Origin of the sequence: Pasteurella canis (assembly GCF_900454865.1) — a bacterium.
GTDB classification, from domain to species: domain Bacteria; phylum Pseudomonadota; class Gammaproteobacteria; order Enterobacterales; family Pasteurellaceae; genus Pasteurella; species Pasteurella canis.
This window is the reverse complement of sequence record NZ_UGTV01000015.1, coordinates 125,235-141,518: the sequence shown is the minus strand read 5'-3', so window position 1 is coordinate 141,518 and position 16,284 is coordinate 125,235. Positions and strand designations below refer to the sequence as shown.

The 16,284-nt window shown below is 36.7% G+C and carries 16 protein-coding genes; 9 read left to right on the top strand and 7 right to left on the bottom strand.

What is annotated here, in order from left to right:
• Window positions 1–121: 121 nt before the first annotated feature.
• Together pflB and focA are read right to left on the bottom strand one after the other, a co-directional pair.
• Window positions 122–2,446, bottom strand: a complete 2,325-nt coding sequence (gene pflB / locus DYE19_RS01330; protein ID WP_115322353.1) for a formate C-acetyltransferase — start codon at window positions 2,444–2,446, stop codon at window positions 122–124.
• Window positions 2,447–2,549: 103 nt separating this feature from the next.
• Window positions 2,550–3,401: a formate transporter FocA gene (focA, locus tag DYE19_RS01325; protein WP_049216484.1), complete on the bottom strand. Its 852-nt coding sequence runs from the start codon at window positions 3,399–3,401 to the stop codon at window positions 2,550–2,552.
• 389 nt (window positions 3,402–3,790) lie between these two features.
• On the opposite strand from focA, the gene hinT reads away from it, so the two are divergent.
• From hinT to rlmC, 4 genes are read left to right on the top strand one after another with little or no spacing between them, the layout of a single operon-like run.
• Window positions 3,791–4,141, top strand: coding sequence for a purine nucleoside phosphoramidase (gene hinT / locus DYE19_RS01320; RefSeq protein ID WP_049216486.1), 351 nt, complete (start codon window positions 3,791–3,793; stop codon window positions 4,139–4,141).
• Window positions 4,141–4,491: a DUF1425 domain-containing protein gene (locus tag DYE19_RS01315; protein WP_115322352.1), complete on the top strand. Its 351-nt coding sequence runs from the start codon at window positions 4,141–4,143 to the stop codon at window positions 4,489–4,491. The genes hinT and DYE19_RS01315 overlap by 1 nt, the downstream gene beginning before the upstream one ends.
• A gap of 12 nt (window positions 4,492–4,503) precedes the next feature.
• Entirely contained in the window at window positions 4,504–5,562 is a 1,059-nt protein-coding gene (gene nagZ, locus DYE19_RS01310) for a beta-N-acetylhexosaminidase (RefSeq protein ID WP_115322351.1), read from the top strand.
• 1 nt (window position 5,563) lies between these two features.
• Window positions 5,564–6,724 (top strand): 23S rRNA (uracil(747)-C(5))-methyltransferase RlmC, encoded by a 1,161-nt coding sequence (gene rlmC / locus DYE19_RS01305; RefSeq protein WP_115322350.1) that lies wholly within the window; start codon window positions 5,564–5,566, stop codon window positions 6,722–6,724.
• Window positions 6,725–6,785: 61 nt separating this feature from the next.
• Here the strand turns inward: rlmC and pfkA are convergent, their stop codons facing one another.
• From pfkA to ung, 5 genes are all read right to left on the bottom strand, one after another.
• On the bottom strand, window positions 6,786–7,751 hold the full coding sequence (gene pfkA, locus DYE19_RS01300) for a 6-phosphofructokinase (RefSeq protein WP_049216492.1): 966 nt from the start codon (window positions 7,749–7,751) through the stop codon (window positions 6,786–6,788).
• A gap of 96 nt (window positions 7,752–7,847) precedes the next feature.
• A complete protein-coding gene (locus tag DYE19_RS01295) occupies window positions 7,848–8,762 on the bottom strand; it encodes a cation diffusion facilitator family transporter (protein ID WP_115322349.1) in 915 nt (304 codons plus the stop codon).
• Window positions 8,763–9,329 (bottom strand): HI_0983 family protein, encoded by a 567-nt coding sequence (locus DYE19_RS01290; RefSeq protein ID WP_049216496.1) that lies wholly within the window; start codon window positions 9,327–9,329, stop codon window positions 8,763–8,765.
• Between the two features lies 1 nt (window position 9,330).
• On the bottom strand, window positions 9,331–10,107 hold the full coding sequence (gene yaaA, locus DYE19_RS01285) for a peroxide stress protein YaaA (protein WP_115322348.1): 777 nt from the start codon (window positions 10,105–10,107) through the stop codon (window positions 9,331–9,333).
• Between the two features lie 16 nt (window positions 10,108–10,123).
• A complete protein-coding gene (gene ung / locus DYE19_RS01280; RefSeq protein WP_115322347.1) occupies window positions 10,124–10,792 on the bottom strand; it encodes a uracil-DNA glycosylase in 669 nt (222 codons plus the stop codon).
• Between the two features lie 276 nt (window positions 10,793–11,068).
• Between ung and grcA the strand changes: the two genes are divergently transcribed.
• From grcA to era, 5 genes are all read left to right on the top strand, one after another.
• The gene (gene grcA, locus DYE19_RS01275) at window positions 11,069–11,452 is read left to right on the top strand and encodes an autonomous glycyl radical cofactor GrcA (RefSeq protein ID WP_049216501.1); all 384 of its coding nucleotides are present in this window, start codon (window positions 11,069–11,071) and stop codon (window positions 11,450–11,452) included.
• Between the two features lie 180 nt (window positions 11,453–11,632).
• A complete protein-coding gene (gene lepA / locus DYE19_RS01270; protein WP_115323562.1) occupies window positions 11,633–13,429 on the top strand; it encodes a translation elongation factor 4 in 1,797 nt (598 codons plus the stop codon).
• Window positions 13,430–13,438: 9 nt separating this feature from the next.
• Entirely contained in the window at window positions 13,439–14,470 is a 1,032-nt protein-coding gene (gene lepB, locus DYE19_RS01265; RefSeq protein ID WP_049216503.1) for a signal peptidase I, read from the top strand.
• A gap of 6 nt (window positions 14,471–14,476) precedes the next feature.
• Entirely contained in the window at window positions 14,477–15,154 is a 678-nt protein-coding gene (gene rnc, locus DYE19_RS01260; RefSeq protein WP_115322346.1) for a ribonuclease III, read from the top strand.
• On the top strand, window positions 15,151–16,071 hold the full coding sequence (gene era / locus DYE19_RS01255; RefSeq protein WP_115322345.1) for a GTPase Era: 921 nt from the start codon (window positions 15,151–15,153) through the stop codon (window positions 16,069–16,071). The genes rnc and era overlap by 4 nt, the downstream gene beginning before the upstream one ends.
• Window positions 16,072–16,284: the final 213 nt, after the last annotated feature.

Sequence of the window (16,284 nt, the reverse complement as noted above, 5' to 3'; positions counted from 1 at the left end):
GAAAGATACCTAGACAGACCAGTACTGGTATGAACAGACCAGAAGAGTAGTGGCCAGAGTTCAAAACATAAAAAAAGCCTCTGTATAAAATACAGAGGCTAATAAAGATTAAATATATTACTTACATTGCTTGAGTGAATGTACGTGTAATAACATCTTGTTGCTGCTCTTTTGTTAAAGAGTTGAAACGTACAGCATAACCAGAAACACGAATAGTTAATTGTGGATATTTTTCTGGATTTTCCATTGCATCTAACAACATTTCACGGTTCATTACGTTTACGTTTAAGTGTTGACCACCTTCAATAGTTGCTTCGTGGTGGAAATAACCATCCATTAAACCCGCAAGGTTACGTTTTTGTGCTTCATAATCTTTACCTAATGCATTTGGTACGATTGAGAAGGTGTATGAAATACCATCTTTCGCGTATGCAAATGGTAATTTGGCAACAGAAGTTAATGAAGCTACTGCACCTTTTTGATCACGACCATGCATTGGGTTCGCACCAGGTCCGAATGGTGCACCAGAACGACGACCATCTGGAGTGTTACCTGTTTTCTTACCGTATACCACGTTAGAAGTGATAGTAAGAACAGATTGAGTTGGAACAGCGTTACGATATGTACCCAATTTTTGGATTTTCTTCATAAAGCGTTCAACTAAGTCACATGCGATTTCGTCTACACGGTTATCGTTGTTACCGAATTGTGGATATTCACCTTCAATTTCAAAGTCGATTGCCACATTTTTCGCAACGCCAACCACTTCACCTGCTTTGTTTTTGATTTCAATATCACCACGCACTGGTTTCACTTTCGCATATTTAATTGCAGATAATGAGTCCGCTGCTACAGAAAGACCTGCGATACCACACGCCATTGTACGGAATACATCACGATCGTGAAGTGCCATTAATGCGGCTTCATATGCATATTTATCATGCATAAAGTGGATGATATTCAATGCTGTCACATATTGTTTTGCTAACCAATCCATAAAGCTGTCTAAGCGAGTCATGACATCTTCATAATCTAAGTATTCGCTTGTAATTGGCTCAGTCTTCGGTCCAACTTGGTCGCCCGATTTCTCATCCACACCACCATTGATTGCATATAATAACGTTTTCGCTAAGTTTGCGCGTGCACCAAAGAATTGCATCATTTTACCAACGATCATTGGTGATACGCAGCAAGCAATCGCGTAGTCATCATTTTGGAAATCAGGGCGCATTAGGTCATCATTTTCATACTGAACAGATGAAGTATCGATAGACACTTTCGCAGCATAGCGTTTGAAACCCTCTGGTAATTTTTCAGACCAAAGAATTGTTAAGTTTGGCTCTGGAGAAGGGCCCATTGTGTAAAGGGTATGTAAGATACGGAAGCTGTTTTTAGTGACTAATGTACGACCATCTAAGCCCATACCAGCTAACGTTTCAGTTGCCCACATTGGGTCGCCAGAGAATAATTGATCGTATTCTGGTGTACGTAAGAAACGTACCATACGTAATTTCATGACTAAATGGTCAATTAATTCTTGTGCTTCTTGTTCTGTAATTTTACCTGCTTTTAAATCACGCTCAATATAGATATCTAAGAATGTAGAAACACGACCAAATGACATTGCAGCACCATTTTGTGATTTAACCGCTGCAAGGTATGCAAAATAAGTCCATTGAACTGCTTCTTGTGCATTAGTTGCTGGACCAGAAATGTCATAACCATAAGACGCTGCCATTTCTTTCATTTTGCCTAAAGCACGATGTTGCTCTGCAATTTCTTCACGTAATTGAATCGTTGCTTGGATATCTTCGCCACGCTCTAATTTATCTTGTAATGAAGTAAATTGTTTAAATTTATCTTTCATTAAAAAGTCTGCACCATAAAGTGCCATACGACGGTAGTCACCAATAATACGACCACGTCCATAAGCGTCTGGAAGACCCGTAATTACGCCTGATTTACGACAACGTAAGATATCTGGTGTGTAAACATCGAATACACCTTGGTTATGTGTTTTACGATATTCTGTGAAGATTTGTTCAATTTCAGGTTTTAGCTCACGACGATAGACTTTACATGAACCTTTCACCATATTGATGCCACCAAATGGCATGATCGCACGCTTCAAAGGTGCGTCAGTCTGTAAACCAACGATTTTTTCTAAATCTTTGTTGATATAACCTGGCGCATGAGATGTAATCGTTGACGGGGTATCTGTGTCAATATCATAAGGTTCGTGGGTTTTATTTTCCACTTTGATTTTTTCCATGACATCTGCCCAAAGCGTACTTGTCGCTTCAGTTACATCAGCAAGGAATGATTCATCACCTTCATAAGGCGTATAGTTTTTCTGGATGAAATCACGTACGTTAACTTCAGTTTGCCAGTCACCACCAGTAAAGCCTTCCCAAGCTTTTTGTTGAGCTTCAGTTAATTGACTCATATTGAATTACCTTCTATTAATTTAGAATAAAAAATCTTTTGATACTCACACAAAGTCGATCAAAACAGCGATAAAACGACCGCACTTTGCAACCTAAAACAGACTAATGTGGACGATTAATGTACCACTGTGCTAAAGCAACACAGCCAGCACCACCCACGATGTTCCCCAAGGTCACAGGAACTAAATTTTTTACAACAAAATGATATATATCTAAATCAGCAAATTGTGCTGGATTCATAGCAATAGCTTGCCAAAATTCAGCAGAAGCAAAATTAGCCACCATCATTCCCATTGGAATCATAAACATATTTGCTACACTATGCTCAAAACCAGACGCAACAAACATAGAAATTGGCAAAATCATTATAAGCGCTTTGTCCAAAAGTGTCCGCCCTGCGTAAGTCATCCATACCGCAATACATACCATGATGTTACAGAAAATACCTAATGCAAATGCCTCTACCCAAGTATGATGAATTTTATGTTGTGCAGTCTTTAAAATAGTTAATCCCCATTGTCCATGAGCTGCCATAATTTGACCAGCAAACCATGTTAATAACACGATAAAAATTGCACCGACAAAATTTCCAAAATAGACAACAGCCCAATTACGTAACATTTGAAAAGTTGAGATTCGGCCACTCACACGCGCAACCGCAGTCATCGTAGAAGAAGTAAATAACTCAGAACCACAAACAACGACCATAATAACACCAAGCGAGAAAACAATACCTCCAACCAGCTTGGTTAATCCCCAAGGTGCATCACCATTACCTGTTTGAGTTGTTGCATAAAAAACGAAAGCAATTGCAATAAAAGCACCTGCTGGAATCGCAGAAAAGAATGAGTAGAGTTGTTTTTTAGTTGCTTTATAAACACCGACATCCTCGCCAATCTGTGCCATCTTCACTGGTGACACAATGCAGGTTGACGTTGAATCTTCAGTTTTCATCCGTAATCTCCCTAGACATGAATAGCATTTGATAGCTGTCGGTTTCAAAATATGAAAGCTCGAATAATTTAAAAAAATTTTATTTTTTATAAGATTTGTTAATTATAGGGAGTTTTACACCAAAATAAAAGCATTTTACAGTTTAAAAAACACTCAAAACAAGATTTCCTTATGCTAGATCAAATTATTATTAATTTATATTATATTTCAATAACTTAACATTTAATTAAAATATAAAAAACAAAAATTTAACAATCAATTTTTAATCATATTTAACTCAACTTTTAATCAATTTTATCAGTTACTCAACTTACAGTAAAAAATTGCTATTTTTGCCTTTTTCTGTTAAAAAAGCACTGTTTTAAATTCAATTGAAAAGGATGCTCAACATGACCGAAGAAACTATTTTTAGTAAAATTATTCGTAAAGAAATTCCTGCCAATATCGTTTATCAAGATGAGTTAGTGACTGCATTCCGTGATATTTCACCACAAGCGAACACTCATATTTTGATTATCCCTAATAAACTGATCCCTACTGTAAATGATGTAACCGAGCAAGATGAAATGAGTTTGGGGCGCCTATTTACTGTTGCAGCGAAGCTGGCTAAACAAGAAGGTATTGCGGAAGAAGGTTATCGTTTAATCGTAAACTGTAATAAACATGGTGGGCAAGAAGTATTCCATTTACATATGCACCTTGTCGGTGGTGAGCCATTAGGAAAAATGTTAACAAAATAATGAAAAAACTGACCGCACTTCTATTGACGAGTTTACTATTGATTGGTTGTGGCTCAAACAAATCCGCTAACTTATTAAGAACAACACGGCCTATTTTGAACATAGAGGCTAGTGTTGCTTCTGTTATTGAAGCAAAAATTACGCCTGATTCTGCATGGATCAAAAACAAAACTGAACAGCCATTGAATTTGGCTTACCACTTATTTTGGTATGATAAAAATGGGGTAACACAACAACAGTTTGCAATATCGTCCTTTTTATCCTTACTTGGTTATGAAAAACAGGATATACCATTAATAAGACCGACAGAACAAAGCGTAAATTACCGTTTGTATATCAGTGAGCAATAAAAAAGAGGCGATATGTCAACACTACTGATAGATCTACAAGGTCATGAACTCCTACAAGAAGAAGTTGAATTATTAAGCCACCCGCTTGTTGCGGGTTTAATTTTGTTTACACGAAATTTTCATGATCGTGAACAAATCCAAGCTTTAGTAAAATCAGTCCGTCAACGGGTTAAAAAAGATCTGTTAATTACAGTTGATCAAGAAGGGGGGCGAGTACAACGCTTCCGAGACGGTTTTACCCAATTACCTGCGATGCAAGCTTTTACTCAATTGATTGAAGAACCATTGCAACAGCTAGAAATAGCACAACAAGCTGGCTGGCAAATGGCAGCAGAAATTACTGCACTAGATATTGATTTAAGTTTTGCTCCTGTACTTGATTTAGGACACCAATGTAAAGCAATTGGTGATCGTAGTTTCCATACTCACCCTCAAATTACTAGTGATATGGCTAAAGCCTTTATTCAAGGTATGCAACAAGTTGGCATGGCAACGACAGGTAAACACTTTCCTGGGCATGGGCATGTCATCGCGGACTCTCACTTGGAAACCCCATACGATAAACGCTCAAAACCAGAGATTTTTGCACAAGATATCATGCCATTTCAACGACTTATCGAACAAAACTTGCTAAGTGCCGTTATGCCAGCCCATGTCATTTATAGCCAATGCGATAGCCAACCTGCTAGCGGTTCACATTATTGGCTAAAACAAATATTACGCAAACAACTGGGCTTTCAAGGCACTATTTTCTCTGATGATTTAGGGATGAAGGGGGCAGGATTTATGGGGGATTTTGTCGCACGCTGTGAACAGTCACTCAATGCTGGTTGTGATTTACTCTTACTTTGTAATGAACGCGATGGCGTGATCCAAGTATTAGATCATTTAAAATTAACAGAAAATCAATCACATTTTTTATTACGCCAGACTCGTTTACAACAGTTATTTAAACGTAAATCATTTAGCTGGTTAGATTTAGAACAGAATACCCGTTGGCTAGAAAATCGTAAGAAACTGACAGCGATTCAACAAGATTGGCTTAACTATAAAGCAAAATATGTAAATTAATATGTCATTAACACTCCCTTGCCAACATTATGAACAAAATCATTGCCGTTCGTGCCAATGGCTAGAACTCCCTTATTCTGCCCAGCTTGAACGTAAGACACAGCATTTAAAACAACAATTAACTCATTTAAATTGCTCACAAACAGCATGGATTACCCCTTATCAATCGCCTTTAAGTACGTTTCGTAATAAGGCTAAAATGGCAGTGAGTGGTACAGTCGAACGCCCAATTCTGAGCCTCCCTCAAAACAATGTGGATCTCACAGATTGTCCACTTTACCCAACACACTTCGTTGCTATTTTTCACATTTTAAAAGACTTTATTGCTCGTGCAGGCTTAGTGCCCTACAACATTACAAAACAAAAAGGTGAACTTAAGTATATTTTACTCACAGAAAGTCAGCTTGATGGTGGTTTAATGCTACGCTTCGTATTACGTTCAGAAACAAAACTAGAGTTAATTCAACGTGAATTTGCAGGTTTGTTAAAAAAATTACCACAACTAAAAGTAGTCAGCCTAAATATTCAGCCACAGCATGCCGCTATTTTAGAAGGTGAGAAAGAAATTTTTCTTACTGAACAACAAACATTGGAAGAGTCTTTTAATCAAATCCCCCTTTTCATCCGTCCACAAGGTTTTTTTCAAACTAACCCCTCTGTTGCCTCAGGTTTATATGCAACAGCACAAAATTGGATAAAAAACCTACCGATTGAAAAGCTTTGGGATCTTTTTTGTGGTGTAGGTGGTTTTGGCTTACATTGTGCAAAAGCATTAAAACAAGCTAATCCAACTAAAAAAATTGAATTAATCGGGATTGAAATTTCCCCCTCAGCGATTAAGGCTGCAATGCTCTCTGCTCGTCAATTAGGTTTAGAGCATGTACGCTTTCAACCCCTAGATGCAACAAAATTTGCTCTAGAACAGTATCAAACACCTGATTTAGTGATTGTTAATCCACCTCGACGTGGTATTGGTAACAAACTAGCTCAATTTCTTAATCAATTAGCGCCTCATTTTATTTTATATTCAAGTTGTAATGCAGAAACTATGGGGAAGGATTTAGGAGATTTAACCCACTATCAACTCGAAAAGATTCAACTCTTTGATATGTTTCCACATTCCCATCATTATGAAGTACTGTGTTTATTAAAAAAGAAATAAAAATAAAATAGAAATAAAAAACGGTGGAAAGTTTCCACCGTTTTTTTAAGAAAAAGCCTAATTAATCTAGACGTTTAGAAAGCGCTAGCCAGTCTGCTTTAAACTCACGGCGCATATTATTAATGGCATCAATAATATCATGGTGAACCAATTGCTCATTTTGGATACCTACGCAGTAGCCTCCTTTTCCTTGCATTAACAAATCAACTGCATAAACTCCCATACGAGAACCTAAAATACGGTCGAAAGCACAAGGCGTACCGCCACGTTGGATATGTCCTAAAATAGTTGCTCGAGTTTCGTGTTTTACCCGTTGTTCAATTTCACGAGCAAGCTCATTTACATCACAAATTAATTCTGTAATTGCGATAATCGCATGGCGTTTGCCTTTAATGATACTGCGTTCAATTTGCTGAATAAGTTCTTCACGATTGAAAGCAACTTCAGAAGCGACGATATATTCACATCCCCCAGCAATACCTGCTGAAATCGCTAAATCACTACAGTGACGTCCCATAATTTCAACAATAGAAATTCGTTGATGTGAACTTGATGTATCACGTAAACGGTCAATAGCTTCTACCGCTGTTTCAAGGGCAGTTTGGTAACCGATAGTATAGTCAGTGCCTGCTACATCATTATCAATAGTACCTGGAATACCCACACATGGGAAACCATGTTCTTCGGTTAATAATTTTGCTCCCATGTAAGAACCATCACCGCCAATCACAACTAAAGCGTCGATACCGTGTGAACGTAAAATTTCTGCACATTTTGCACGTACTTCTGGATTTTTAAATTCGGGAAAACGTGCTGAGCCTAAAAATGTCCCCCCTCGGTTAATGATATCAGACACACTATAACGGGTCATTTGTTTGATTTTATTGTGATATAAACCGTAATAACCCTCATAGATGCCATATACCTCTAAACCTGCCGCAAGTGCAGATCGTACAACTCCTCGAATGGCGGCATTCATACCTGGCGCATCACCGCCACTGGTTAATACTGCTATTTTCTTTATCATAATCTAAACCTTTTAAACTAAAAATGAATTCACAAATCGCCGCTAAGATTACACTATTCACTGCAACTGCTCTAGCAAAATTTATCAAAAAAACTATTACATTTGATCTAGCTTCGCATTTTCTAATTTTTCAGCCTGAACTACACTTGTTGGCTCATGATGAATCACAATATCCACTAACGAAAATGTTTCTCGCAAGCGCTGCTCAAGCTGTTCAGTAATATCATGGGCCTCTAAAAAAGAGAGGTGATCATCTAACTCCAAATCAAATTGAATAAAACGTACTGCACCAGATTGACGAGTACGTAAATCATGGAAACCTAAAATACGCTTATCCCATAAGATAATTTGTTCAATTTGTTGGATCTCATTTTCTGGTAAAGCACGATCTAATAACAATTGCACCGCATCAAATAACATTTTAAGTGCACTAACTAAAATATAGATTGCAATTAAAATTGCGCCAATCGCATCTGCAAGCAAAAAATCAAATACAGTTAAAATTAATGAAAGCAAAATTGCGACATTCATAAATAAGTCAGTTTGATAATGCAAACGATCAGCTTTAATGGCTGGACTTCCTGTTTTTTTTACAATTCGACTTTGGTAATAAACTAATGCAGAAGTGATAACAATAGAAAAGCAAATAACGCCAATCCCTAAATTCGTATTCGTTAAAGGCTGTGGTTCATTAAAACGATGAATCCCTTGCAATAATAGAAAAACAGCAGACCCAGAGATAAATGCACTTTGAATCAAAGATGCAAGCGATTCTGCTTTACCATGACCGAAAGAATGATTTTCATCCGCTGGCATCAAAGCAAAACGTAAAATCACCATATTTAAAAAAGAAGCAGCAAGATCTAAAGTCGAATCCACAACTGAAGCTAGCATACTAACGGAAGCCGTTTCCCACCAAGCAAAACCTTTTACAACAATCAGCATTAATGCAGTATAAACAGCACAATTAGCTGCTTTTTTTACTTGTGAAGAATAGATTTTCTCTTCCATTTATTCACAAGTCCATTGCCAATCACGATTTTTAACATGCTTCATTTCTTTTTCTACGACATATTTTTTCAAATAACGTACAACTTTTTTATTACTCATATTACGGATTTTTTTCGTTCTTGGTATTTTCAATGAATACTGATATTGTACAAATCCACAACCTTGTACCGTTTTCCCTTTAGCCACATCAACTTGCCAATCATTATTTTTCACTGTTGGTTCATAAATCACGAAAGCATATAAACTGTCATCTTGGGCTTGCAATTTAAAGTTTTTTACACCAGTATTTCGATAAACACGCTCACGCAAAGCAATACGCTCATCCAAAGTTGTTTTTGCTTGGTTACGATCTAATAATAACTCCACAGCACTTTTCCAATGAGATAAACTTTCTCCTTTTTCTAAATAAAAGAAACGTGCCATTGGTCCCAAATCTTGTTGTGCAACTAATTCATAAGTATGCTTATTATGTGTAATTTGTTGTGGTACAGAAAGCTGCGAAGATAAAGTGCAACCACTTAGTAAAATCGCTAAAAGTGCGGTTAAAATAAAGAAAACTTTTTGCATATTATTCCACCAAATCACGTTTAAATACTAACTCAGTTTCACTCGAACTTGCTGCATCAAACCAATAGCCACCTAAATCAAACTCTTTCAGTTGCTCAATTTCTGTTAAACGGTTCTGAATAATATAACGACACATAAGCCCTCTCGCTTTCTTTGCATAAAAACTGATGACTTTGTATTTACCATTTTTATTATCCAAAAACACTGGTTTAATCACTGTTGCCTTTAACGCTTTTTCTTTTACTGACTTATAATATTCATCAGAAGCCAAATTAATCAGAATATTATCCCCTTGTTCATCAAGAGCTTGTTGCAATGTGGTTGTGATAATCTCATCCCAAAAAGCATAGAGATCTTTACCTTTTTTATTAGCTAACTTGGTCCCCATTTCTAAACGATAAGGTTGCATTAAATCTAATGGTTTTAACAAACCATATAATCCCGATAACATACGTAAATGTTGTTGTGCGAATTCTACATCTTGATGGGATAAGCTTTCCACGTCTAATCCTGTGTACACATCCCCTTTAAACGCGTAAATTGCAGCCCGTGCATTTTGCGCATGATGTTCCCTTTGCCATTCTGCAAAACGTGCAAAATTCAATCCTGCTAGTTTATCGCTAATAGACATTAACGAGGCAATTTGATCTGGTGAAAGTTGGCGGCAAACTTCAATTAATTGTTCACTATAATCAGTTAACTGCGGTTGAGAAAAATTAAATTCTGGTACCACACTTTCAAAATCTAATGTTTTTGCTGGCGAAATAATAGCTAACATACTTGTATTTCCTATCTTAAATTGAATCTAATTGCCATTGAATTGGCGTCAGCCCTTTTTGTATAAGATACTGATTTGCTTTAGAAAAATGTTTACAACCAAAAAAACCACGATGAGCAGACAACGGAGAAGGATGTGGTGCTGTTAATACACAGTGTTTCTGACGATCAATAAACTGCCCCTTTCGCTGTGCATGGCTCCCCCAAAGTAGAAAAACTAAATGTTCACGTTGCTCATTCAATATGGCAATGACACGATCAGTAAAAGTTTCCCAGCCAAAATTAGCATGTGAGTGAGCTTTTCCCTGCTCAACAGTCAACACTGTATTCAACATCAATACCCCCTGTTCCGCCCAAGGAATTAAATAACCATGATTCGGAATTTTAAAACTTGCGATGTCCTGCGATAGCTCTTTATACATATTAACTAAGGAAGGTGGAGGGGCAATTCCTGGCTTGACAGAAAAAGCTAAGCCATGTGCTTGGTTTGGACCGTGGTAAGGATCTTGTCCTAAAATAACGACTTTAACTTGTTCAAACTCCGTTAATTGAAATGCGCTAAACACTTCTTGTGGTGGAGGATAAATGACCCGCCCAGATGTTCTGGCTTGATGAACAAGTGCAAGAATTTGCTTAAAATAAGGTTGCTCTTTTTCTATACCAATTACATCTTTCCAGGTTTTCATTTTTCTCTCCTCTCAATACTTTGCTGATTATAAATAACTTCAAGCAAAATTGACAGTTACAGCACTATCATTGTTAAATATTTGTTTGCTTTTTGTTAAATTAAAGTTTTTAAAAATCATAAACTTAAACTTAATTTTGATTTATATCAAAATTTAAAAATTACTCAATAAAAATACCTTGTTCCACGTCAAAACAATTTGAAATCATCAAAAATTTTGATAAAATTCTGACCAATTAAAACTGATTAACAAATCGCCAATTTTAGGAGGCATACAATGATTAAAGGTATTCAAATTACTCAAGCTGCTAATGACAATCTATTAAATTCATTTTGGTTATTAGATAGCGAAAAAGGTGAAGCACGTTGTTTATGTGCTAAAGGTGAATTCGCTGAAGATCAAATCGTTGCTGTAAGTGAATTAGGTCAAATTGAATATCGCGAGTTACCAGTTGATGTTGCACCGACAGTAAAAGTAGAAGGTGGTCAACACTTAAACGTAAACGTATTACGTCGTGAAACATTAGAAGATGCAGTAAACAACCCTGAAAAATATCCACAATTAACAATCCGTGTTTCAGGTTATGCTGTACGTTTCAACTCATTAACACCAGAACAACAACGTGATGTAATTACACGTACTTTCACTGAAAGCTTATAATTTACCCCTTTCTCTATAAAAATGCCCCAAACTAGCTGGGGCATTTTCTTATGATAAATAATACATCAATACCTCTATTTCAAGCCCCTTTTCAGCTATTGCTAGCGCACCACTGAATATTCAGGTAAAATTCACCAGTTTAACTTTATCGAATTTTTAATGAATAAAATTGATTCAAATATGAAAAATATACGTAACTTTTCAATTATTGCACACATTGACCATGGCAAATCAACATTATCTGATCGCTTAATCCAAACTTGTGGAGGGTTATCTGATCGCGAGATGGAAGCCCAAGTTCTAGACTCAATGGATCTAGAGCGTGAGCGAGGTATTACGATCAAAGCACAAAGTGTAACCTTGAACTACAAAGCAAAAGATGGTGAAACATACCAGCTAAACTTTATTGATACACCTGGACATGTTGACTTTTCTTATGAAGTTTCTCGTTCACTAGCTGCTTGTGAAGGTGCGCTACTGGTTGTAGATGCTGGACAAGGTGTAGAAGCTCAAACACTTGCTAACTGTTACACTGCAATAGAAATGAACTTAGAGGTTGTACCAATTTTAAATAAAATTGATTTGCCTGCAGCAGATCCTGAACGTGTTGCAGAAGAAATTGAGGATATTGTTGGTATTGACGCGATGGAAGCGGTACGTTGTTCTGCAAAAACAGGACTGGGCATTGAAAATGTCTTAGAAGAAATCGTTCATAAAATTCCCGCACCAGAAGGAGATTCAACTGCCCCCTTACAAGCATTAATTATTGACTCTTGGTTTGATAACTATTTAGGTGTAGTTTCTTTAGTACGTATAAAAAATGGTACCTTACGTAAGGGTGATAAAATTAAAGTCATGTCAACTGGGCAATCTTACAATGTCGATCGCCTCGGTATCTTCACACCAAAACAAGTAGACACAACCGTTTTAAACTGTGGTGAAGTAGGCTGGGTAGTTTGTGCAATTAAAGATATTTTAGGCGCGCCTGTAGGCGATACTTTAACTTTACACAATAATCCTGCTACATCCGTCTTGCCAGGCTTTAAAAAAGTCAAGCCACAAGTTTACGCAGGTTTATTCCCAATTAGCTCTGATGATTACGAGGCTTTTCGTGATGCATTAGGCAAACTAAGTTTAAATGATGCCTCTCTATTCTACGAGCCAGAAAACTCAACCGCACTTGGTTTTGGCTTCCGTTGTGGTTTCCTAGGTTTATTACATATGGAAATCATCCAAGAGCGTTTAGAACGCGAATATGATTTAGACTTAATTACAACAGCCCCAACTGTTGTATATGAAGTGGAGCTAACAAGTGGTGAAGTATTATATGTGGATAGTCCATCTAAACTACCGCCATTAAACAATATTGCAGAAATTCGTGAGCCGATCGCAGAATGTAATATGTTATTACCACAAAATTACTTGGGTAATGTGATTACATTATGTGTCGAAAAACGTGGCGTACAAACCAATATGGTTTACCACGGCAACCAAGTTGCGTTGACATATGAAATTCCAATGGGAGAAGTCGTCCTTGATTTCTTTGACCGTTTAAAATCTACTTCTCGTGGTTACGCTTCATTAGATTATGGTTTTAAACGATTCCAAGCGGCTGATATGGTACGTGTCGATATTATGATTAATGGTGAGCGTGTTGACGCACTTGCTCTTATCGTACATAAAGACAATGCACAATATCGCGGTCGTGAATTAGTAGAAAAAATGCGTGAATTAATCCCTCGCCAACAATTTGATATTGCGATTCAAGCTGCAATTGGTAACCACATTATTGCTCGTTCAACAGTAAAACAATTACGTAAGAACGTATTAGCAAAATGTTACGGTGGTGATGTCAGTCGTAAGAAAAAACTGTTACAAAAACAGAAAGAAGGTAAAAAGAGAATGAAATCGTTAGGTAATGTTGACGTACCACAAGAAGCATTTTTAGCTATTTTACATGTTGGAAAAGATAAATAAGGAACTATTATGTCTAACTTATTTCTCATCATTTTATTGGCTGTTGGATTTGGTCTCTGGAAAGTATTAGATTACTTTACATTACCAAATACATTTTCTATTTTACTGATTATTTTCACTCTCATCTCTGGGATTCTATGGTGTTACCACCGCTTTACAGTATTACCCAAACGAGCGAGACAAATTGCACGTGCTGAACAACGTTCAGGACAAGCATTAACCGAAGAAGAAAAAGCAAAAATCGAGCCTATTTCAGAAGGATCTGAATTTATTTCTTCGCTTTTTCCTGTACTTGCTTTTGTATTAATTTTACGTTCATTTTTATTTGAACCATTCCAAATTCCCTCTTCATCGATGGAACCAACTTTGCGTATTGGTGACTTTTTAGTGGTCAAAAAATATGCCTATGGCATTAAAGATCCTGTGTTTCAACATACATTGATCGAAACAGGTAAACCTGAACGAGGTGATATTATTGTATTTAAAGCACCACTCCAACCTAACATAGATTATATTAAACGAATAATTGGTACACCTGGTGATAAAGTTCAATATAATGAATACACTCGTCAATTAGCACTCACTTATGCTAAAGATGGGAAAGAATGTACATTTGATTGTATTACTAGAACATTTACTTATAGCCAACCTATTGAAAACCCTGAATTTAATTTCATTATCGGACGTAATCATAAAGGCGAATATTTATATGGTCCAAGTCCATTAGAAACAACAGAAACAGGAGATGTCGTACATCAAATTCACTGGTACCCAAACCCCGAAGAAATTGCAAATGAAGGATTCCGCTACAAAGCCTATCGTTCAAAAGAAAATGGTATCACTGAATGGGTTGTACCTGAGGGAGAATATTTTGTGATGGGCGATAATCGTAATAACAGTGAAGATAGTCGTTTTTGGGGATTCGTACCAGAAAAAAACATTGTTGGTAAAGCAAGTTATATTTGGTTAAGCTTAGATAAAAAACAAGATGAGTGGCCAACAGGTATTCGATTTGAACGCTTATTCACAGAAATTAAGTAATAAAGAATGAATCAAAATTTAGAACGTTTACAAAAAAAAATTGGTTATCAATTTAATCAAATTACTTGGTTAAAACAGGCATTAACCCATCGCAGTGCTGCAGTTAAACATAATGAACGTCTAGAGTTTTTGGGCGATGCTATTTTAAATTTTATCATTGCAGAAGCCTTATATCATCAATTCCCTAAATGTAATGAAGGTGAATTAAGCCGTATGCGTGCAACCCTAGTACGTGAACCGACACTTGCAAGTTTAGCACGCCAATTTGAGCTCGGTGATTATATGGCATTAGGACCTGGTGAATTGAAAAGTGGCGGATTTCGTCGCGAATCCATCTTAGCAGACTGTGTTGAGGCTATTATTGGTGCGATATCATTAGATAGTAGTCTCGAAATCACAAGTGAAATAGTCCAAAATTGGTACAAAGAACTGTTAAATCAAATTAAACCAGGCGATAATCAAAAAGATCCGAAAACACGTTTACAAGAGTATTTGCAAGGGAAACATTTACCACTACCGACTTATAATGTAATTGATATAAAAGGCGAAGCACATTGCCAAACATTTACTGTTGAGTGTACTATTCAAAATATTGACCGCACTTTCATTGGTGTCGGCTCCAGCCGCCGTAAAGCAGAACAAGCGGCAGCAGAAAACCTCTTACAAGAACTGGAAAACAAATGACAAAAACAATTTCAATCGATAATCAACAAACATATTGTGGCTTTATCGCAATTGTTGGGCGACCTAATGTTGGTAAATCTACTTTACTTAATAAAATCTTAGGGCAAAAAATTTCGATTACATCACGTAAAGCTCAAACTACACGTCATCGTATCGTTGGCATCCATACTGAAGGAGCCTATCAAGCTATTTATGTAGATACGCCTGGTTTACATATTGAAGAAAAGCGTGCAATTAATCGATTGATGAATCGTGCAGCGAGCAGCGCTATTGGTGATGTGGATTTAATTATCTTTGTTGTCGATGGCACTCATTGGACTGAAGATGATGAGATGGTACTAAATAAGCTCCGTGCAACCAAAACACCTGTTGTATTAGCTATTAACAAAATTGATAATATTAAAAATAAAGAAGATATGTTGCCTTTTATCACAGATCTTACTGCGAAATTCGATTTTGCACATGTAGTGCCTATTTCTGCTGAAAAGGGTAAAAATGTCGATGAGCTTGAAAAAATCGTCCGCAATTCATTACGTGAGGGTGAGCATCATTTTCCAGAGGAGTATGTGACAGATCGTTCACAACGCTTTATGGCATCTGAGATTATTCGAGAAAAACTCATGCGTTTTACTGGAGATGAACTACCTTATTCTGTCACTGTAGAAATTGAGCAATTCAAACTCAATGAACGTGGAACCTATGAAATCAATGGATTGATTTTGGTTGAACGTGATGGGCAAAAGAAAATGGTGATTGGTAATAAAGGACAAAAAATAAAACAGATTGGAATAGAAGCTCGTGCAGATATGGAACGCCTATTTGATAACAAAGTACATTTAGAACTTTGGGTGAAAGTCAAGTCAGGCTGGGCCGATGATGAACGCGCGTTACGCAGCTTAGGTTATATGGATGAATAGTTACTAACCTGTTACTCGACAATTTAATCATTTCATTAATCCCTGTATTTTCCACATCACAAATACAGGGATTTTATTATAAATAAATACCCACTATGATTCTTTTACGTATTTATAGTATCCAACTGCTTCATAGAAAAATACTGTGCAAGTTGTACAAATTGCTTCGCCGTTTTGTGTGATACTTATCATCCTCAGCTTTTATAAAATAAA